Annotated in this window: 20 protein-coding genes; 19 read left to right on the top strand and 1 reads right to left on the bottom strand. The window is 41.6% G+C overall.

Annotation, left to right across the window (positions count from 1 at the left end; translation table 11 throughout):
- Positions 1 to 37 precede the first annotated feature (37 nt).
- Positions 38 to 559 (top strand): DUF3087 family protein, encoded by a 522-nt coding sequence (locus DXX92_RS09365; protein WP_116000216.1) that lies wholly within the window; start codon positions 38 to 40, stop codon positions 557 to 559.
- Positions 560 to 615: 56 nt separating this feature from the next.
- Complete coding sequence (locus tag DXX92_RS09370; RefSeq protein WP_116000217.1) at positions 616 to 1,197, top strand: GNAT family N-acetyltransferase; 582 nt, start codon at positions 616 to 618, stop codon at positions 1,195 to 1,197.
- A 115-nt stretch (positions 1,198 to 1,312) separates the two neighbouring features.
- Here the strand turns inward: DXX92_RS09370 and DXX92_RS09375 are convergent, their stop codons facing one another.
- On the bottom strand, positions 1,313 to 2,119 hold the full coding sequence (locus DXX92_RS09375; RefSeq protein WP_116000218.1) for a crotonase/enoyl-CoA hydratase family protein: 807 nt from the start codon (positions 2,117 to 2,119) through the stop codon (positions 1,313 to 1,315).
- A gap of 231 nt (positions 2,120 to 2,350) precedes the next feature.
- On the opposite strand from DXX92_RS09375, the gene DXX92_RS09380 reads away from it, so the two are divergent.
- The 17 genes from DXX92_RS09380 (at position 2,351) to DXX92_RS09460 (ending at position 21,507) form a co-directional block, all read left to right on the top strand.
- Positions 2,351 to 3,487, top strand: coding sequence for an isoaspartyl peptidase/L-asparaginase family protein (locus DXX92_RS09380; RefSeq protein ID WP_116000219.1), 1,137 nt, complete (start codon positions 2,351 to 2,353; stop codon positions 3,485 to 3,487).
- A gap of 88 nt (positions 3,488 to 3,575) precedes the next feature.
- Positions 3,576 to 3,992 carry a CBS domain-containing protein gene (locus DXX92_RS09385; RefSeq protein ID WP_116000220.1) on the top strand — a complete coding sequence of 139 codons (417 nt, stop codon included), beginning with the start codon at positions 3,576 to 3,578 and terminating at the stop codon, positions 3,990 to 3,992.
- 325 nt (positions 3,993 to 4,317) lie between these two features.
- Positions 4,318 to 8,232, top strand: a complete 3,915-nt coding sequence (gene hrpA / locus DXX92_RS09390; RefSeq protein ID WP_116002369.1) for an ATP-dependent RNA helicase HrpA — start codon at positions 4,318 to 4,320, stop codon at positions 8,230 to 8,232.
- Positions 8,233 to 8,317: 85 nt separating this feature from the next.
- Positions 8,318 to 8,617 (top strand): PilZ domain-containing protein, encoded by a 300-nt coding sequence (locus DXX92_RS09395; protein ID WP_116000221.1) that lies wholly within the window; start codon positions 8,318 to 8,320, stop codon positions 8,615 to 8,617.
- A 572-nt stretch (positions 8,618 to 9,189) separates the two neighbouring features.
- Positions 9,190 to 9,678, top strand: coding sequence for a DUF2878 domain-containing protein (locus tag DXX92_RS09400; RefSeq protein WP_116000222.1), 489 nt, complete (start codon positions 9,190 to 9,192; stop codon positions 9,676 to 9,678).
- Positions 9,679 to 9,724: 46 nt separating this feature from the next.
- On the top strand, positions 9,725 to 10,225 hold the full coding sequence (locus DXX92_RS09405) for a chalcone isomerase family protein (RefSeq protein ID WP_181901732.1): 501 nt from the start codon (positions 9,725 to 9,727) through the stop codon (positions 10,223 to 10,225).
- Positions 10,226 to 10,292: 67 nt separating this feature from the next.
- A complete protein-coding gene (locus DXX92_RS09410; RefSeq protein ID WP_245961446.1) occupies positions 10,293 to 10,844 on the top strand; it encodes a DUF3833 domain-containing protein in 552 nt (183 codons plus the stop codon).
- 194 nt (positions 10,845 to 11,038) lie between these two features.
- On the top strand, positions 11,039 to 13,225 hold the full coding sequence (locus DXX92_RS09415) for a fasciclin domain-containing protein (RefSeq protein WP_116000224.1): 2,187 nt from the start codon (positions 11,039 to 11,041) through the stop codon (positions 13,223 to 13,225).
- 385 nt (positions 13,226 to 13,610) lie between these two features.
- Entirely contained in the window at positions 13,611 to 14,204 is a 594-nt protein-coding gene (locus DXX92_RS09420) for an LON peptidase substrate-binding domain-containing protein (protein ID WP_116000225.1), read from the top strand.
- A gap of 68 nt (positions 14,205 to 14,272) precedes the next feature.
- Complete coding sequence (locus DXX92_RS09425; RefSeq protein WP_116000226.1) at positions 14,273 to 14,908, top strand: sigma-70 family RNA polymerase sigma factor; 636 nt, start codon at positions 14,273 to 14,275, stop codon at positions 14,906 to 14,908.
- Positions 14,901 to 15,623, top strand: coding sequence for a ChrR family anti-sigma-E factor (locus DXX92_RS09430; protein ID WP_116000227.1), 723 nt, complete (start codon positions 14,901 to 14,903; stop codon positions 15,621 to 15,623). Before DXX92_RS09425 ends, DXX92_RS09430 begins: the two co-directional genes overlap by 8 nt.
- A 15-nt stretch (positions 15,624 to 15,638) precedes the next feature.
- Positions 15,639 to 16,604 (top strand): YbgA family protein, encoded by a 966-nt coding sequence (locus DXX92_RS09435; protein WP_245961447.1) that lies wholly within the window; start codon positions 15,639 to 15,641, stop codon positions 16,602 to 16,604.
- A 74-nt stretch (positions 16,605 to 16,678) separates the two neighbouring features.
- Positions 16,679 to 18,058 (top strand): cryptochrome/photolyase family protein, encoded by a 1,380-nt coding sequence (locus tag DXX92_RS09440; RefSeq protein WP_116000228.1) that lies wholly within the window; start codon positions 16,679 to 16,681, stop codon positions 18,056 to 18,058.
- Between the two features lie 57 nt (positions 18,059 to 18,115).
- On the top strand, positions 18,116 to 18,574 hold the full coding sequence (locus DXX92_RS09445) for a nuclear transport factor 2 family protein (RefSeq protein ID WP_116000229.1): 459 nt from the start codon (positions 18,116 to 18,118) through the stop codon (positions 18,572 to 18,574).
- Positions 18,571 to 19,359, top strand: a complete 789-nt coding sequence (locus tag DXX92_RS09450) for an SDR family NAD(P)-dependent oxidoreductase (protein WP_116000230.1) — start codon at positions 18,571 to 18,573, stop codon at positions 19,357 to 19,359. Before DXX92_RS09445 ends, DXX92_RS09450 begins: the two co-directional genes overlap by 4 nt.
- Positions 19,356 to 20,642, top strand: a complete 1,287-nt coding sequence (locus DXX92_RS09455; protein ID WP_116000231.1) for an NAD(P)/FAD-dependent oxidoreductase — start codon at positions 19,356 to 19,358, stop codon at positions 20,640 to 20,642. Before DXX92_RS09450 ends, DXX92_RS09455 begins: the two co-directional genes overlap by 4 nt.
- Positions 20,635 to 21,507 carry a DUF1365 domain-containing protein gene (locus tag DXX92_RS09460; RefSeq protein ID WP_116000232.1) on the top strand — a complete coding sequence of 291 codons (873 nt, stop codon included), beginning with the start codon at positions 20,635 to 20,637 and terminating at the stop codon, positions 21,505 to 21,507. The genes DXX92_RS09455 and DXX92_RS09460 overlap by 8 nt, the downstream gene beginning before the upstream one ends.
- Positions 21,508 to 21,571: the final 64 nt, after the last annotated feature.

The raw sequence follows: 21,571 nt of genomic DNA on the forward strand, positions 1-21,571 counted from the left end.
TTAAGAACTATTTATTAAGAATTATTTATTAAGCACTATGAAAATCCAATCTGTAAACAAAACTGATTACCGTAAAAAGCTAAATCAATTCACCATCGCTTTTGTTATTGCATTTGCCTTATTGGCACTTATTTTTGGTAGCCTATTTATCGCGTTATTCGCGGCGCCAATCGTGGACCCTGAAACGCAAAGCAATTTTCGTTACAACTTAGGTGGCGTTATCCTAGCGCTTGTTACCATGGCGATGATAATCAACAGTATAAAAAAGCATGAGTTTTTAAAAGATATTTACTATGTTTGGCAACTCAAACAAGTGCACAACTCTATCTATCGTAAACTTGCTAAAATCAAAGCGGCACAAGCCGAAGGTGACGAAAATACACATGTTATACTCGCATTTTACTATCAAACACTTAAGCAGGTTTATGAGCTTGACGACAATACGTTAACGATTAACAACGTAAATTTAGAAATTGATAAATTGAAGCAGAAGTTAGGCGATGAAACGTATGAACAGCATGTTCATCAGTTCGAAAAAAACATGCTAAATGCTTATTAAGTAAAACTGCATTCAAGTTGCCGAATTTTTGAATAAGAATAACAAGGAGGTTTAATATGCTAGAAACAACAACTTTAACGTCTAAAAGCGTAGTACTTGCGCCGCTTGGTGTTGAACATAAAGATGCGCTACTCGACGCTGCGTCAGATGGTAATCTATGGGAGCTTTGGTTTACTTCGGTACCAAACAAAGCAACCATTAATAACTATATTGAACAAGCACTCGCTCAACAGGAAAAAGGACTTTCGCTGCCTTTTGTCGTCATTGAAAAACACACTCAAAAAATTATCGGCACGACACGGTTTTGTAATGCAGATAAGGTTAACCGACGACTTGAAATTGGCTTCACTTGGTATGCAAAAAGCTATCAACGCACCTCAGTAAACACCGAGTGTAAACTGTTGTTACTAACTCATGCGTTTGAGCATTTAGATGTGATAGCCGTTGAGTTTAGAACTCATTGGCATAACTTAAAGTCGCGCAACGCCATTGCGCGCTTGGGAGCAAAGCAAGATGGGGTGCTACGAAACCACCAAAAGATGGCCGATGGCTCTTATCGTGACACAGTTGTTTTCTCGATTACTAATACAGAGTGGCTAGCAGTTAAAAACAACCTTGTGTTTAAGTTGAACACTTAACCTTTGCTCTTAGTAACCTCAGCTCTGAATAACCAATGTGCTTTTAGCGGCTATTTTTGACCAGAGCCTGAGGTTAAATAAGGGAAAAGCACAGTAAGAGTTAACTTTGTTAACACTACCATTTACCGCGCATTTTAAACGGTTTTTCACTGCTCGGGTTCATTTGGTTGTAGGTTTTTATTCGCTGGTTTTTGCCTGCGATTATCTTAATTTGGTACCAAGACTCTCTGGCAAGCGCAAACGCTTTGCTATGCCACCACGCGTTTTTGTATAGCTTCTTAACTGCAGCAACCGCATCGGGTGATTGCTGACTAATTTCTCTAGCCAGTGTCATCGCTGCTTCAAACGGCACATCACTGACTTTAGTGATCAAGTTCAGTTTTTGTGCTTGCTTAGCGGTAATTTCTCGCCCCGTCATTGCTAGTAATTTAGCTTTGTCGGTTGGTAGGTGCTCTTTTAGCGCAAGCGTACCGCCCATATCAGGAACCAAGCCCCAACGAGCTTCCATAACCGATAAAATAGCTTCTGGGTGTGCAATTCTAAAGTCTCCACCGAGCGCTATTTGTAAACCTCCACCCCATACTCTGCCGTGCAATACCATAATGACGGGAACAGTGATTTCTTGCCAACCAGTTGATACGTATTGGGCAAGGTTAGCGCTACCTGGGCGCCACTTAAACAACAAGGTCACGAAGTTTTTGGCTGTGCTCATCACCGACTTAACATCAAGCCCTGTACAGAAATCAACACCTTCACCTTGCACAATAACCGCTCGAATCGCTAAGTTTTTCTTGAGTGTTTCTATTGTTGTGCGAATAGCCTTGAACATTTCAACATTCAAAGCATTGTGTTTGTCTGGGCGGTTCAACGTCACAATCGCGATATTTTCTTCAATACTGGTGGTAACAAGTTGCTGATTCATAGGCGGTTTTAATTGTTGTTAAGTTAAAGATGACTTATTTTGTTTTATTTAAAGTTCGAAATCATCAGGTAAGACCACTCAACATTAACTAAATCATGTCGCTAAGTAAATCATGCGATAAGTTAAATATAACTAAACCTTAGGATACCGGAGCTTGTGAAGTTAGATTATTAGGTGTAAAACCTGATAACTACCGTACACACTGCGATGATGCATTATTTAGGAATGATTATGCGAGCGAATAAGTCAGTTCATGAGTATATTAATCAAAAAACAACGACGAATACCTACGCTAGCAATGCCACTAGCAATAAGCCCAACGCCTCAAACGTATATGGCAGGTTAGCTAAATACTTTCTTGTAGCGGCAAGTTTGAGCGCTGTGCCAACAACTTACGCCTACGCAGAAAAACCCATAGCAATTGCCATTCACGGTGGTGCAGGCACTATCGATAAGTCAAAAATGACGCCACAAAAGCGCGCACAATATGACGCTGCTTTATCCGCAGCTGTTAACAAAGGCTACGAATTATTAGCACAAGGTAAAACGAGCCAGCAAGCCGTTATTGCTGCTATTCAAATACTTGAAGATTCGCCGTTGTTTAACGCTGGTAAAGGGGCGGTTTACACGTTTGATGAAACGCACGAACTAGATGCATCTATTATGCATGGCAGAACACTCAATGCTGGCGCGGTTGCTGGTGTAAAAACGGTAAAAAGTCCAATAGCGCTAGCACAAGCAATAATGGAAAAGTCTGTCCACGTTATGCTGTCAGGAGAAGGGGCAGAGCAATTTGCTAAATCACAAAACCTAATGATGGTTGAAAACAGCTATTTCGACACAGAGCACAGATACAAAGCGTTGATTAGGGCGAAACAAAAGTTAGCGAAAAAAGAGCAAGAGCTTAAAGACTTTCAAGCAGCTCACCACGTATTAGATGCTGAGTATAAATTTGGTACTGTAGGTGCCGTCGCTTTGGATAAGTATGGTGATTTGGTCGCTGGCACTAGTACTGGCGGTATGACTGCTAAACGCTACGGTAGAGTGGGTGATGCGCCAATTATTGGTGCTGGCACTTATGCCAACAATGCGAGCTGCGCCGTATCAGCAACCGGTCACGGTGAATATTTTATTCGCTATCACGTTGCCGCTGATATATGCGCGCGAATGCAATATCAAGGGGTAAGCCTCAAACAAGCTTCAGATACAGTGGTCAATAAAGTGTTGGTAGAGGCGGGTGGTGATGGCGGTGTTATTGCGATTGATCGCAATGGTAATATTGCCATGCCGTTTAATAGTAAAGGTATGTACCGAGCAAGTCGTAAGCATGGTGAGCAAGCAAAAGTTGCTATTTTTAAAGATGAATAAAAATCTTCTGATAATGGTATGAAATCTTGAGTTTTTATGTCTAAAGTTAAAGTGAAACTAGGAAGTAATTACGCAAAGAAGGTCAGTTATGGAATCAGTACAAATAAAAGAATATATGAACCATTACCCCGTGACATTCACTCCAGATATGGTGATCGAAGAAGCATCGTTTAGGTTATTAAAAACCAAACAGCTTGGTGGGCCTGTTGTTGATGAGACTAAAAAGTTAATCGGTTATTTATCTGAAAGCGACTTGCTCAAGAATATGCTGGCATCAAGCTATCATCGAGAGCATATCGCTAACGTTGCCGATATCATGCAATGTGATGTGTTATCGGTAAAACCTTATGGCAGTGTGGTCGAACTTGCTCAGCAAATGCTTGATGAAAAGCCTAAGATTTACCCTGTAGTTGACGACGACGGCATTTTGCTTGGTACGATAAGCCGTAATGATGTATTACAGGCGGTAGATCGTCATCTTAGGGTTATCTACGCTGCCAGTTAACGGCTCTAACAAATAATTAAAGATAAATCATAAAAGCGGGAACCTAGTTCCCGTTTTTGATTTTGATGCCATTTCAGGTTACTAAAGCAATTTAGCGCACACTTTGGTACTATCGCTTCCCAGTAAACAATTCGATAGTAAACGTGCCGAACGCCATTGACTAATTTAACCTAGTGTTAAGCTAAAATGGCCAACTAAACGCTAAGAAAATACTTAGTTTTGCACAACAAATATAATTCAAACTCAGCAATTCAGATTAATGACCAGCAATAATCACTCGAAGCCCAGTCAGTCATCACCGAATCAAAAATCGCCTAATCAATCGATGTCTCAACTGCACAGTCAGCTACTGACTCAACTTGACCTTGTAAAACTTGCCGACAAAGGCAGGCTAAAAAAACGCATTTTTGGTACCAAAAAAATCAAAGATGTAAGTAAACGAGAAAAAGCGCTAGAAAAAATCTCGCATGCAATTGAAAAATCGATTGCCAGTAAGCAAAACAAAATAGCGAACAGGCCACAGATTAGTTATGCCCAAGGTTTACCTGTTTCTGAGTCCGTTGATGAAATTTCACAGGCAATTGAACACAATCAAGTGGTTATTATCGCCGGTGAAACCGGTTCTGGTAAAACTACTCAAATTCCCAAAATATGTATGGCCTTAGGTCGAGGTGTCGAAGGCATTATTGGACACACCCAGCCACGTCGAATAGCGGCCAGAACCGTGGCCAGTCGAATTGCGGAAGAGGTTGGCTCTGAGATTGGCAAAGCCATCGGTTATAAGGTGAGATTTAACGATCAAGTCAGTGACGATAGTTACGTTAAGCTGATGACTGATGGTATTTTGCTTGCCGAAATGCAGCAAGATCGCTTATTGCGCCAGTACGATACAATCATTATCGATGAAGCACACGAGCGAAGCCTAAATATTGATTTTATTCTGGGCTATCTAAAGCAAATATTGCCTAAGCGCCCTGATCTTAAAGTGATCATTACCTCAGCTACCATAGATCCTGAGCGTTTTTCTAAACACTTTAATAATGCTCCCATTATTAGTGTATCTGGTCGTACTTACCCAGTAGAAATGCGCTACAGACCACTTGTAAGGGGTGATGAGTCAATTGATGTGATTTCAGGCATTATCGATGCCGTTGATGAAGTCTCAACATTGAGTAACGGCGACATACTCATATTTCTCAATGGCGAACGAGAAATACGAGATACTGCCGCTGCACTAGAAAAACAAAATTATCGCAATACCAACGTACTGCCCCTTTATGCGCGATTAACGGTAGCAGAGCAAAACAAAATATTTCAATCCCATGCCGGACGAAATATTGTGTTAGCGACTAACGTTGCTGAAACCAGCTTAACTGTGCCAGGCATAAAGTATGTGATTGACCCTGGTACTGCCCGTATTTCTCGATATAGCTATCGAACGAAAGTACAACGATTACCGATTGAGCCGATATCGCAGGCCAGTGCAAATCAGCGCGCTGGTCGTTGTGGTCGTGTATCGGCAGGTGTATGTATACGCCTTTATTCAGAAGATGATTTCCTTTCAAGGGATGAATTTACTGATCCAGAAATACTTCGTACAAACCTAGCAATGGTTATTTTACAAATGTTGTCGCTTGATTTAGGTGATGTTCAAGACTTTCCATTTGTACAAGCACCTGACAATCGCAATATCAATGACGGTGTGCGTTTGTTAGAAGAGTTAGCCGCTATTTCACCTGCGCCCAAAGGGGCTAGTCAACGCAAGTTAACCAAAACGGGGCAACAACTAGCACGTTTCCCTATAGATCCGCGTTTGGCAAAAATGGTGCTTACCGGTATTGAACTTGGCTGTTTAGAGCAAGTGTTTGTTATTGTAAGTGCACTGAGTATTCAAGACCCGCGCGAACGTCCTCATGAGAAACAGCAAGCTGCTGACGAAAAGCACAGCCGTTTTAAAGACAAACAATCTGATTATAAATCGCTTCTAAATTTATGGCGTTATGTACAGGCGCAGCAGCAGGCGTTATCAAATAACCAGTTTCGTAAACTGTGTCAGAAAGAATACCTTTCCTATATTCGTATTCGCGAGTGGCAAGACATCATAGCTCAGCTAAAACAAACAATTGCTGAAATGAATGTATCGCTAAGCCGCATTGATGAAGAAGACGAGAGCCAAATGGCGATAGTCCATCAAGCGCTGCTTTCTGGGCTGTTAAGCCATATCGGCCAGTTAGACGAAAATCGCGAATTTAAAGGCGCACGAGGCAGTAAGTTTTATATATTCCCGGGCTCGCCACTTGCGAAAAAGCCGCCTAAATGGCTAATGGCAGCCGAGCTAGTAGAAACCAGTCGTTTATTTGGTCGCATGGTGGCGAAAATTGACCCGACTTGGCTTGAATCTATGGCTGACCACTTGATTAAGCGCAGTTATAGCGAACCGCACTGGGAGAAAAAACAAGGGGCTGTTATGGCCTATGAGCAAGTATCACTTTATGGTTTGGTCATTGTGCCAAAACGCAAAGTAGTGTTTAACCAAATTGAGCCCGACACTTGCCATGAAATTTTTATTCGCGAAGCGTTAGTTAATGGTGATAGCACCATCAAAGCGAAGTTCTTAGTGGCTAACCAAAAGCTGGTTGAAGAAATTGAAACGCTCGAGCAAAAAGCCCGTACTAAAGGCTTTTTGATTGACGAACAGCTCATGTTTGAATTCTACCAAGCGCGCATTCCACAAGAGGTTATTTGCCAGCGCAGTTTCTTGTCTTGGTGGAAAAAAGCAGAGCGTGATAACGACAAACTACTGAACTTTACCAAAGCATTTTTATTGCAAGAAGACGAAAGTAAAGTCTCTAAAACACAGTATCCTGATGTTTGGCAGCAAGACAACCTGATCATGCCGCTCACTTACCACTTTTCGCCGGGCGAAGAAGATGATGGTATTTCGGTGCACATTCCGATTGGTATATTAAATCAGGTTCAAGCAGTAGGGTTTGATTGGCTAATTCCGGCGCTGCGTGAAGAACTTGCAATAGCGATGATCAAGGCGTTACCTAAAACGCTAAGACGAAACTTTGTACCAGCGCCCAATTACGCACAAGCAAGTTTGGCGAATATGGATGCCAATATGCCGAAAAATCAGTTAAGTTTCGCTGATTCTTTAGCGAAACAATTGCTACGTATGACGGGTGTGCGTCTGCCTGAAGATGTTTGGGAACAAGTTCAACTGCCTAAGCATTTAACTATGAACTTTAAAGTGATTAGCGATAAAGGCAAGTTGATTAAGCAGGGGCGTGACTTGGTAGAGTTACAACAAGCACTGCAAGGAAAAGTTAAATCAACAATAAAACAAGTGGCAGAGAAGGGAATAGAGCAGGCTAACTTAACCGAATGGGATTTTGGCGATCTACCGACGGGTTATGAAAAGAAAATGGCGAATATCACTGTTAAAGCCTTTCCCGCACTCGTTGATAAGAAATCTTCCGTTGCTATTGAGTTATTCGAACAACAAAACAGTGCCGAGCAAGCCATGTGGTTAGGGGTGACTCGATTGGTGTTAATCAACATACCGTCGCCGATAAAATATTTGCAAGAAAAGCTGCCAAACAAAGCCAAACTTGGCCTGTACTTCAATCCATTTGGTTCAACTGCCGATTTACTGCAAGATTGTATTCAAGCGACGGCAGGGTATTTGATCAAGCAGCACAAGATTCCTCGCTCACAACAACAATTTAATGAACTACGTGATATTGTTCGCGCAGACATTGCTGATCATGTGTTAGCTGCCGCTATCAAACTAGAGCGCGCGCTGAATCTGCATCACGACATACGAAAGAAGCTAAAGGGCTCAGTGCCGCTTAACATGATACAAAACCATGGCGATGTGAAAGATCAGTTAGATAAGCTTATTTTTAAAGGGTTTGTCACCACATCTGGCATTGATAAGCTGGACGATTTAATACGTTATTTGAATGGCATATTGCGCCGCATGGAAAAAATGCCTATCGATCCTAATCAAGATCGACTAAAAATGTTGGAAGTTGAAAAGGTTGGTAAGGCGTTGGAAGCGCTGATAGCTAAGCAACGTAAAGACCAGCCGCTTGCTCCAAGCTTTATCGAATGTCGTTGGATGATTGAAGAATTACGGGTAAGTTTGTTTGCCCAAAACTTAGGAACGGCTTACCCAATATCAGTGAAACGAATAGAAAATCACCTCAAATCAATAGAATCTGACAATAGCTAAATTGACAGCTATTATCATTAACAAGTATAACTAAACTGCAACTTCGAATATTTACAGAATTTATTTCGAATAAAAGGGAGAACCAATGGTTAATTTTGACGATAAGCGCAATTTTTATCGCATGCTACTTAATAGTGAAGTGAAGGTCACTATTATCGATGACGAAATTAACAGTGAATTTGTGGCGACGTGTCGCGATTTAAGTGCAACAGGCATGGCAATTGAAATGAGTCATCCGCTTGAAATGGGCACTCGTGTTAAAGCGAAAATCGAATCGGCAAATGCGTCAGTTCAAGCATTAGACGTGAAAGGCAAAGTCGTTCGCATCGAAGAAGAAGCAACGGATTTATACTTAGTTGGCATCGCCATTGACGATATGGACTAGCCAGCATCGTCGATATTCACTCAGGAGCCAGCGCGCGAGCCAATCGTTAGCTAAGGCTGTTAACTCATTGTGTTAACATGGTCAGTTAACACAATGAGTTAATGACAAGCGCTTCTGAGTGATTAGATTTTTAGTGTAAGCTTTTTTCAATGGTCTGATATTTGTCGCTGCATTCTAGTGCTAGATCGGCTTGTCACGTAAGTATTTGTTTCGTAAATCACTCAGTAGACACTCAGTATAAAAGTGCAAAGTCACTTCGATTATTATCTACTTTGAGTACTCTTCATTTAACACCTTTCTTTTATCAAATTATAACTATGTAGGCCCAAGTGCCAATTGTTTAGCCTGGTATGGTTCAGTCTAGTAAGTCCTATTGCTGTTAACTCATCTTGAGGGCAGGAAAAAGAACCGCTAGCAGCTCATTAGCCATACAAAACTGAGATTTTGTAAACCCGATACAAATTTTCCACGTAGATACACATACAACTAACGTCGTGCTCTAACGCGCCTGCTTTTTATGCGCTCAGGTTTAACACCTTTTTGTGATGCCTAAGTGAAAGGCATAATTGTTTATGATACTTAACGCCTTGTTATTTAATGTGTGCTGGTTTGGCCTTATCTTTTGGGGCAACTATTTTATACCTGTCGTTTTTATTTGGCTGGCATGGCACTTGAAAAACTGTCCAAATCCCAAACAAGAGTTTCAGTTGATTTTTCAAGTAGCCGCAATCGGGCTGATTATCGACTCATCGTTAATGCATGTAGGCATATTTAGTTTTGAGCAAGAGTCGTTAATTATCCCTGCTTGGCTATTGGTTCTTTGGGCAGCGTTTGCTGCGACTTTGAATCACAGCATCAAACTTATTTGTCGAAATGTCACCATCAGCCGCTGTATCGGAGCGTTTGTGGTCCCGATGAGTTACCTTGCTGGGGAGCGTTTAGAAGCGGTTTATTTCCAATTCTCCTATCTAGCGACTGTCGCTACCATATCCATCGTCTGGATGTTACTTCTCCCATATCTGATGTCTTTGACGGTTGAACAAAAACAAGGCTACGCATAACGCTATGCTGAAAAAATTATTCATTTTACTCATTGGGCTACTAACTATGTTATCGATAGCAAGTAATGCTGCGGCGATGTCTACTCATTCAAATAGCTTCCCACAAGAGCTAACCGAAATAAAACAACCACTCGTACTCGTTGGTAAAGCAAAGTTTAGCGTTTTGTTTTGGGACATCTATGATAGCGCGCTGTTTACTTACGATGGAAAATACCAAGCAGACGAAGCGTTTTTATTTGAGATAAATTACTTGCGAGATATCAGTCGTGACGATTTAATCGAAAGAACTGTGGAGCAGTGGCAACACCTAGGTGTCGATTCTATAAAGTACCAACCTTTTCTAGCCGACTTGGCCAATATCTGGCCTAACATAAGTAAAGGCGATCAACTCGCCATGTGGACAGACGGGCGTTCGACGGCATTCTATTTTAATCAAGCCTTTCGGGGGCAAATAGCTGATCCCGCATTTAGCCAATTGTTTGCAAGCATTTGGTTGTCGCCGCAAACAAGCCAGCCCAAACTGCGCAAAAAATTACTAGGCAACTAATTGCCATCAACTAATCATCATCAACGGCTAGTGAAACCATCTGTGCTCAAATGCTAAGGAATTCCGTTTGAAAATCACGATAGCTAAAACCCTATTTGCCATTGCAACCTTTTCATTCATTACGGGGTGTGGTCATCACATCAAAGACTATGATGCTACTCAGCCAAAGTTTGAGCTCGATACCTATTTTGATGGCTCTGTAACAGCCTGGGGCTTGGTGCAAGACTATACCAATAAGGTAACTCGTCGATTTTGCGTTGAAATAGAGGGTAGTTGGCAGGGCAATAAAGGCACGCTGGTAGAAACTTTTTATTTTAATGACGGCGAGCGAAGCTACCGTACTTGGCAATTAGTGAAAGACGGCGATAATTATCAAGGAACCGCTGAAGATGTGACGGGCACTGCCATGGGAATGACCCAAGGTTTCGCATTTCAATGGCAGTATCACTTGCAGTTGGCCATTGACGGTACAGACTATGAGTTTTTTCTTGACGATTGGATGTACCAAGTTGATCAATCGCGGGTTTTTAACCGTACCTCGATGAAGAAATTTGGGATAGAAGTTGCAGAGCTGACATTATTCTTTGACAAACAACAACCAGTTCGAGGCTGCCAGTAGGCACTAAACGTTAATTTTTATCTACTTTTTCTTGTCAAACATATCAAGACGCTTGGATGCACAATCTAAGGGGATTTCTTTTTCTTTTATATCTTAAATATTTGAATAATAAAGCAAATAGCTGATCAAAAAGTAATCTGTTGTGAACTCGTTGGCGTAACTATGTCGTCACTAATAAAAATGAGGGCATAACATTGAAAGCGTCAACTTTATTAATCACGGCATTTGCCAGCCTACTATTTTTGCAGGGGTGCGACGATGATGACGATCGTCCTAATGTAGTAATCCCTGAACCTCCAGCTGCAGAGCCAAACACCGTAGTCGATGTTGCGGTGGCAGACGGTAACTTCACAACCTTAGTTGCTGCATTACAAGCAACAGGCTTAGACCAAACGTTAGATGATGCAACTGCAAGCTTTACAGTTTTTGCACCCACAGATGCTGCGTTTGAACTGCTAGGGCAAGATACCATCAACGCCTTACTAGCGGATACCGATACCTTATCAGACATTCTAACCTACCACGTCATTGCCAGTGAAGTTGATGCGGCTGCGGCGATAGCGAGTGCCGGCATGAAAGTAGAAATGGTAAACGGTGACCAAGTTGGTTTGTCACTTAGTGGTGATAATTTGTTAGTCAACACTTCAACGGTAACAACAACCGACATTATGACGGACAACGGGATTATTCATGTAATTGACGCTGTACTGATACCCCCGTCAGACCCTGGTATGCCAACGGAAAATATTGTTGATACCGCTGTCGCCGCGGGTTCATTTACGACATTAGTCGCGGCGCTGCAAGCGACTGGATTAGATGCAACGTTATCAGATGAAAGCGCGACATTTACTGTTTTCGCGCCGACCGACGATGCTTTTGCAATTCTTGGTAGCGATGTCATCGCCACCTTATTGGCAAACCCAGATGTTTTATCAAGTATTTTATTGCAGCACGTTGTTGCGGCCAGTGTAGATTCTGTTACTGCTTATACCTTAAACGGACAATCTGCTACGACAGCATCTGAAGCTATGATTGATATCCTTATTAATCCTGACACTGATATGCTGACGGTAGGCGGTGCAAATGTTGTGATGAAAGACATCTACACGACCAATGGCATTATCCATGTCATTGATGCCGTTATAGTGGGAGACGTTGAAGTGCCAACACCGCCAGGCTCAATTGTTGAGGTTGCTGTTGGTGCAGGTTCATTCACGACACTAGTTGCTGCACTGCAAGCAACTGGGCTGGATACTGTATTAGCCGATACTGACACTGATTTTACGGTATTTGCGCCAAGCGATGCTGCTTTTGCAAAATTGGGTGATGCAACTATCGCAGCACTATTAGCTGATCCAGACACTTTATCTGATATTTTGCTGTATCACGTAATATCAGGTAGTGAAATTAAGCGAGATGCTGCGTTAACTGTTGCTCAATCGGCGGATAAAAAAGTTACCATGGCTAATAGCGATATGGCTGCGCTTTCAATTTCAGGTTCAGACTTATTTATCAATGACAGCGTTGTCAGCACTGCCGATGTCATGGCAAGTAATGGTGTTATTCACGTGATCGATTCTGTTATTTTACCGCCTGCTATGCGCGGCGAACCAACTCAGTCGATTGTTGATGTTGCGGTCGCTGATGCAAACTTCTCAACCTTAGTCGCTGCGCTAACAGCAGCAAACTTAGTATCATCACTTGCTGATGAGAACGCGACATTTACAGTATTTGCACCAACAAATGATGCATTTGCAAAAATTGAATCAGGTGTGCTATCCGCATTACTGGCTGATACCAGTGCATTAAGCGCAGTATTACTCAAACATGTAGTGTCGTCTCAAATTGGCTCTGTTGATGCGTTTGCAGCTAATGGCGCTATGGTTGAAACGGTGGGTGGTGATAATGTGTCAGTCAACTTGGTAAATTATGCAAGTTTTACTGATAGTGAAAGTGAAGAAGTTGCATACGATGCCGCTAATCAGCGACTAGTCGGTGGCATGGGATCATCAATGGCAGGAATGTCATTGTATGTATTTAACAATGACCTAGGCAGCGCAGGTAGTAATTGTAATGGTGACTGTGCGACAACCTGGCCACCACTACTGGTAACTGACGGTTCAGTATCCGATATTCCAGGTGTGGGCACGATAATGCGTGATGACGGAAGTATGCAGGCAAGCTTTTTAGGTCGTCCTCTATATTTCTACAGCGGTGATACAGCTCCTGGCGATACAACCGGTCAAGGGCTTGGTGGTGTTTGGTTCCTTGCTGAGCAAAACCAAACGACGCTACAAATTAACGGTAGCAACGTGATAGTAAAAGATATTTACACGACAAACGGCGTTATCCACGTTATTGATACCGTGATCACGAATTAACGACGTCGTAAATGGTTATTACTAGTGGTTTTTACTAGGGATTATTTCTAGTCTTAGTTACCAATAATAACCGATGCAGGCTCACCTAGTTCGGATGAATTAAACCAGAGTTCGGGTGAGTCAAACAAGACTGGGGCATTGAAATCAAGGCGCTAACATCCCTTGTTTCAATGTCCCAGCTTTTTAATTAAGCACTTATCACAATAACCATGTAGCGCCAAATATGCTGTCGCATATAATCTCTATTCCTCGTTAAAAACACCGCGTCAACTTGCATTAAAACTCCTTTTCATACGCCATTACCGTGAGGCTGATCAATAACCGAGAGAGCTACGTAATAACAAACAACAGAATACTTTGTTACTAGAAATATTTGTGACTATAAATGATTTTACCGATTTTTCCTTTGCCTGTTTATTTGTTGCCTAATGGCATTACCCAACTGCGCATTTTTGAACAGCGCTACCTTAACATGGTAAAGAACAGCCAGAATACCCAAGGCTTTGTTATTGTTCACACACTACGTGATGGACAAAAAAGTAAATACAAAACCAATGCCAAAACACGTTTAAGCGAGTGGGGCAGTTGGGTTGATATTGTTGACTTTGACAGTGGTGAAGATGGCATGCTGTTGATAACAGTTCGTTGCAAATCCTTGGTCAATATCGCTGATGTCCATCAGCAAGAAGACAAACTAAATCTCGCGACAATTTTGCCCAAACCACATTGGCAGGCAGAAGTTGAAAATGAGCGTTGTTTATTACTTAAAACGCAACTTGAACGCCTGTTTGATAGCCACGTTGCGTTGCAGAAACTTTATCCAAGTCCTGACTTTGACAGCGATAACTGGGTGTGTGCTCGTTGGCTTGAATTGCTACCTATTGAGTTTTCAGATAAACAGCACTTTTCGCAAGATAACAGTTTTGTTGAAGCTGTAGACTTTCTCACCACTATCTTCGTTAGTGAAACTTCGTCATAATTTAAGTGATCTCCTGTCACTTGCTGCACGTAGTGATTTTTTAGTAATTCTTGTCTTGGAACAATAATATGGGTCAAAGTACCAACTCTGTGTTGCAAAGTGCTAAACCAAGCGCTAAAGCTATACAGATGAATGAGTCAATTGAGCACCAAACCTTAGCCCAGTTTTTAGTCGACGTTGCCGAGCGCAGAGATCGACAATCATTTACTGAGCTTTTCAAATTTTTTGCCCCGAAAATACAGCGTATTGCCGCCAGTAAATACGGCAATGAAGTCTTAGCATCGGAAGTTGTCCAAGAAACCATGACGAATGTCTGGCGCAAGGCACACCTCTTCGACGTTTCAAAAGGGTCTCCAACTACTTGGGTTTACACCGTAATGCGTAACGTCACGTTTGATTTGTTACGCAAAATTAAAGCCAAAAAAGAAGATAACCTTAGCGACGACTTCTGGCCTATGGTGGAAGGTATCGCTGCTGAAGATGAAAAAAGCGTTTTCTCAGATCACCTAGCGTCAAAAGAAGTGCTCGCGTGTATCGACAAGCTACCAGAGAACCAACAAAGTGTAATCAAAGGCTTTTACTTTATGGAAATGTCACAAGAACAGTTGGCTGTTCACTTAGACATTCCTCTTGGCACGGTAAAATCCAGATTGCGTTTAGCCCTTGCCAAATTAAAGCAGCATATTGGAGAGCAACATGATTAAGCATCACCCAGACGATATTATGTTGGGTAAATTTGTTGAAGGTGATTTACCCGCTTCAATTGCTGCAGCTGTCGCAGTTCACGTTGATATGTGCCCTAAGTGCAAGACGAAATGTGAAGCATTAACTGAGCAACAAGCAGAGCATGTGTTTTCATCAAACGGGCATGTTTTTAGTACTCATTCAGAAGAAGGTTCACAATCACATACGAGTGAACATAACGCGTATGAGACTGCAGAGTTTGGTTCAAGTTTATCAATAGAACAAATGATCAGTGAAATAACTGAAAATGATGAAATTGATCTTGCTGTTGAATCAAGGGAAGAAACAATTTCCGTGCAAGGTACGCAGTACAAGCTTCCACGAGCATTAACAAATCTTGCGATGGGTAAATGGACGAGTTTAGGTAATTTAGCAAGAGCTAGGTTAGCACTTGACGAAGAGCCTATTCGCGCAAGCTTATTACAAATACAGCCGGGTGGTTCGGTGCCAGAGCACACGCACAAAGGGTTTGAATTAACGTTATTGCTAGAAGGCCACTTTAAAGACGATATGGGCGAATATGGCCCGGGCGACTTTATCATGTTAGACGGCAGTAAAACGCATAGTCCAATAACTGATGATGGCTGTCTTTGTTACACCGTCGCCAATGACGCTCAACACTTTACCCAAGGCTTGAACAAGTTGCTTAACCCAATTGGCAGTTTAATTTACTAGGCAGAGGTTATTCCTATGAATAAACAACAATTAGCAGACATGGACAAAATAACCATTGGCATAAGTGCGTGTGTTCACGGTGAAAATGTTCGTTTTGACGCAAGCTCAAAACCCTCACATTTTTGCATCAAAGAGTTAGGTGAGTATGTGACATACCAACCAATTTGCCCAGAAGTTGCTATTGGCTTGCCTGTGCCACGCCCAACGATTCGCCAAATTAGCAAAAATGACGTGATTCACGTTTCCAGACCCGATGGCAGCGGTGATGTAACCGAAGCGCTCAGTGAGTATGGGAAAAAAATAGCCAAAATAGCGAAAAATTTCAGTGGTTTTATCTTCTGCGCGAAAAGCCCAAGTTGCGGCATGGAACGCGTCAAGGTTTATGATGAAGCGGGCAAGGGCTCAGTTTCAACGGGTATTGGGGTGTTCGCCGCAGAGATCATGAAAGCTAACCCACTGTTACCGTGTGAAGAGAATGGTCGATTAAATGATGCCGTGATTCGCGAGAATTTTGTTGCTCGTGTGTACGCCTATCGCATGTGGCAAAGTTTATCTCAAGAGCCAATGACTAAGCATAAGCTGATGGAGTTTCACACACAGTTCAAGTATACGGTAATGAGTCATGACTTGGTTGCCTATAAGGAACTAGGGCAATTACTTGCAAGGGCAGATCTTGACGTTGAAACTATGGCTGAGCAGTACATTACTGGCTTAATGACTGCTTTGAAAATGAAAGCGACGCGCAAGAAGCACTCAAATACGCTACAGCATATTCAAGGCTACTTTTCTAACGAATTATCTCCGATGGAAAAACAAGAATTATCAGGTCAAATTGATGAATACCGAAAAGGTTTGGTACCACTATTCGTGCCGTTAACCTTAATAAAACATCACTTGATGCGATTCCCTAAAGCCTATCTGCAAAAGCAGTTTTATTTATCACCGCATCCTGCTGAATTAAAGCTTAGGTACAGTTTGTAGCTTAATCCGTGAGTGCTAGAACAACACATAATGTATTTCTAGCACTTATACCAGTTGTTAATCGAGTATTTTATATGTTGTTATGGTTTCGCAATGACCTTCGACTGACCGATAATCCCGCACTTAACTTTGCAATTGAAAATGGCGTCACCGACGCCATTTTCTTTATCTCTCCTAAACAGTGGCAAGCGCATAATTTAGCGCCAATAAAAATAGATTTTATTTATCGTCACGCCTTATTACTTAAACATCAACTTGCTGAACTTGGCATACAACTTCAATTGATAGAGGCAGCGATTTTTGACGATCAAGTTGACTTTTTAAAGGCTAACGATCATAAGCAAATTATTGTTAATCAAGAGCTAGAACTTAATGAGCAACGTCGTGATGCTGCGCTGCGAGATGCGGGTGTTGAACTTATCGCATTTGAAAGTGATGTGGTGGTGCCAAAAGGGCTGATACTAAATCAATCTGGCCAAATGTTTCGCGTGTTTACGCCGTTTAAACGAGCATGGCTTAGTTGGCTGCGTCAACATGGCTTCAGCATTGAAACTCACCCCGCGATTCAATCATTAGTTTTTGAGGAGAAAGAGCTTTTAGACAAAATTGAGTCTGACAACTTCAAAGCGGGTGCTGAAAAATGGCCAATGTCGTTTCAAGTTGAACAAACGCTTATTCCAATGTTTATGGAAACTAAACTAAATAAGTATCAAGAACAACGAGATGTACCATCAATAAAAGGTACCTCGGGTTTATCCCCTTATTTAGCTATCGGCGCAATAAGCCCAAAGTATTTGTTAACCATATTACTATCAAGACATCCTGACATACTTTCTGAACAACCAGCATCTGCCTTTAGCTGGCTAAACGAATTAGTGTGGCGTGAGTTTTATCGCCACTTATTGTTGCACTTCCCACATTTAATAAAAGGCAGTGTTTTCAACGAGAAATATGCAAATATTCCGTGGCAAACGGATCAAAAATATTTACATGCTTGGCAACAAGGCAAAACAGGTTACCCAATTGTTGATGCGGCGATGCGTCAACTAAATCAAACAGGCTGGATGCATAACCGGCTGCGAATGATAGTCGCAAGCTTTTTAACTAAGCACTTATTAGTTGATTGGCGAGCAGGGGAAACTTACTTCACCGAAAAACTGATTGATTTAGATTTTGCTGCCAATAACGGTGGCTGGCAGTGGTCAGCTGGCACAGGTTGTGATGCTCAGCCATACTTTCGAATTTTTAATCCTATTACGCAAAGCGAGAAGTTTGATCCCCAAGGTAATTTTATCCGTAAATATTTACCAGAACTCGCTGATATACCTGACAAATATATTCATTTCCCACATGAGTATATACGCGCTACAGGACTAAAATGTTACTGGCCTGCTATTGTGGAGCACAAAGCAGCGAGAGAAAAGGCGCTCGCTTTTTACAAGCAGCATTTGTAAAGTAATACAATAAGTTATATTAAATTAACTGATTGTAACGTTTGGACCTAACTCATTATGGAACCTGTCAGCCCGTTGAAAGTAAATCATTTACCCCTTTGGCTAGAGCAGTTTATAGAAACTTATCAAAAATTGGGCACTGACAACTTAGGTTTACTTAGCAACATCTATGCTAAAGACGTTGTTTTCATTGACCCAATGCATCATATATCGGGCTTTGACAATCTAGAAGACTATTTCGTTAGTCTATATACAAACTTAACGAGTTGTACATTTCGTGTTGATGAAGTTATTTACAAAGGGCAAGACGCCGCCATTTATTGGACCATGGAATACTGCCATCCAAAACTTAACAAAAACAAACCCGTTACTGTGCAAGGGCACTCTAAGCTGCGCGGATATCGAGATAAAGTGATCTACCACCGAGATTACTTAGATCTTGGCGCCATGATATATGAACATGTGCCGCTACTTGGCAGTGTTGTTAAGTTGATTAAGCAAAGAGCAAACGCGTGAGAGTCCTCATTACCGGTGCGACATCTGGTATTGGTGAAGCCTTAGTTGAGCGCTACCTCGAAGCTGGTGTTTCAGTGATAGCTTGTGGGCGCAACGCAGATAAGTTAAAGCGCTTAGTGAGCAAACATCAGGGCGCAAACGACGGCAATCAGTTAGCAACCCTAACGTTTGATATAACGGATAGTGAGCAAATTCAAAATGCGACGTCAACGCTGGCTAATATTGATATTGCCATACTAAATGCTGGTGATTGCGAATATATTGATGATCCTTTTAGTTTTGATGCCGAGCTATTTGAGCGAGTAATAAAGGTTAACCTTATTGCGATGGGGCACCTTATTTCAGCATTATTGCCGAAAATTACTAAAGGTGGGCAGCTTGCGTTAATGAGTTCAAGCGTTACTAATTTGCCATTTCCAAGAGCACAAGCCTACGGCGCGTCAAAAGCTGGCGTAGACTACCTCGCAAAAGCCATGCAGTTAGAATTGCAGCCATATCAAATATCGGTATCGCTGATTCACCCTGGGTTTATTAAAACGCCACTAACCGACAAAAACGATTTTGATATGCCATTTTTAATGTCTTCTGAACAAGCGGCTCAACGTATATTTATCGGTTTAAGTAAAAGAAAAAACAAAATAGAGTTTCCAAAAAGGTTTATTTATTTGATGAAAATTATCGCCTGTTTACCATCATTTGTGTGGGCTGGGCTTAACAGCAAAGCAATTACGGCTAAGTATGCTGAACATCAAAAGAAGCCTCATTCAAGGAGTATTAAGCAGTGAAGCACATTGCAGTGATAGGCTCAGGAATTGCTGGCCTTACATCCGCTTACTTGTTATCCAAAAAACATCAAGTCAGCGTATTTGAAAAGAATGATTATATCGGCGGACATACCGCAACCATTGACGTGAACCACAAAGGTGAGCAATTAGCCATCGATACAGGTTTTATTGTGTTTAACAACAAAACCTATCCTTTATTTTTACAATTGCTCGACGAAATTGGCGTTGGTAAACAAGAAACTGAAATGAGTTTCTCAGTACACAACTTACAAACTGGCTTTGAATATAATGGTCACAACTTAAATACGCTATTTGCTCAGCGCCGCAATATCGTTAGACCTCGTTTCTGGCACCTTATTTCTGAAATCCTACGGTTTAACCGCCACTGCAAAGACTTACACACAAATGGCCTAAAAGATGATGGGCAAACACTTGGTGAATTTTTAGTTGAGCACAGCTATAGCCGCTTTTTCTGTGAACACTATATTCTGCCGATGGGGGCTGCGATATGGTCAAGCTCCGTCGAAGAGATGGAAGCGTTTGAACTAAAGTTCTTTATTCGGTTTTTCCACAATCATGGGCTGCTTAATATTGCTGACAGACCTCAGTGGTATGTCATCCCTGGTGGTTCAAAACAATACATAGCGCCTTTAATCAATAGTTTTGCTGAAAACATTACGCTAAATGCCGATATTCAATCCGTTACTCGCCAAGAAAATAGCGTAACCTTACATTTTGGTAATGGTGATGAGCTTGAATTTGATGAAGTCGTTTTTGCCTGCCATTCTGACCAAGCGTTGGCGTTATTAGGTGATGCTAGTGCTGAAGAAAAACAAGTGCTAGGCGATATTCCGTATCAAGCCAATAGCGTAGTGTTGCACACAGATACAAAGTTGTTACCGAAACGCAAAAAAGCATGGGCAAGCTGGAATTACCAGTTAACCAGTAATCGAAGCCGCCCCGCAAGTGTTACGTATAACATGAATATTTTGCAGGGCTTACAGGCAAAAAACACCTATTGTGTAACGCTTAATCAAGAAGAAGATATTAAGCCAGAGAAAATAATTCAAAAATTTGAATACCATCATCCAGTGTTCAATCTCACCTCTATGGCAGCCCAACAAAACCGTTCACTCATTTGTGGGCAGCGAAACACTCACTTTGTGGGCGCCTATTGGTACAACGGATTTCACGAAGATGGCGTACGCAGTGCTAATGACGTTGCCGAGCGCTTTGATTGCCAACTGCAATCTTCAGAGCATTTGAGCAAACTATATGGATAAAGAGTTGGCCGAAAGTTGCGACGGTAATGAAAATGGCGACGTAGATTCGAAACTAACGCCTACGCAAATTAGTAAGCTTTTTGTTGGCAATGTTCGACACCGCAGATTTTCACCTAAGCCCCATAGTTTCAACTACTCCCTTTATATGCTGGGATTGGATGTTGATCAAGTGACCAGTAGTGATAGTAGCTCTTCCGTATTTAGCAAACTATATGGTACGCAATGGTATAAGCCTTTGCGTTTTAAACAAGAAGATTATTTACGCGGTGAACCAGGCGACTTAAAACAACGTATTATTAACAAAATTAGTACTTTAGGCGGACATGATTCGATAAATAAAGTGATCATGCTGGTGCAAGTTCGGTGTTTTGGTTTGTATTTTAGTCCCGCAAATTTTTATTTTGCGTATTCAAATCAAGGCAATTGTTTGTACATGTTGGTGGAAGTCAGTAACACGCCTTGGAACAAAAGACACTATTACCTTGTTGATATGGCAAATATAACGCCGACAGAAAAAGACTTTCATGTGTCGCCATTTATGGACTTAGCGATGCAATATCACTGGCGAGTATCACCTCCAAATTTAACAGAACAGGTTGACACTAAGCCAATAAAATCGGATAAACAAGATAAGCTATTGATACACATTGAAAATATTTCTCATCAACAGGAAAAATTATTCGATGCAACTCTGGCGTTAACAGGGCTACCAATAAACAGCAAAAACTTAATGTCTGTAATGCGACGGTTTCCTGCGATGACGTTAACCGTTGTCACAGGCATATACGTACAAGCGCTTAAGCTTTTTATCAAACGCATTCCGTTTGTCCCATATCAACGCAAAGCGCAAAAACAAGAATTGTAAACGCCTATCTGCTCAATGAACTTATAAGCGTTAACTAAAAAATATCACAACGATAGATATATCA

This window comes from Thalassotalea euphylliae, assembly GCF_003390395.1.
Lineage (GTDB): Bacteria > Pseudomonadota > Gammaproteobacteria > Enterobacterales > Alteromonadaceae > Thalassotalea_F > Thalassotalea_F euphylliae_C.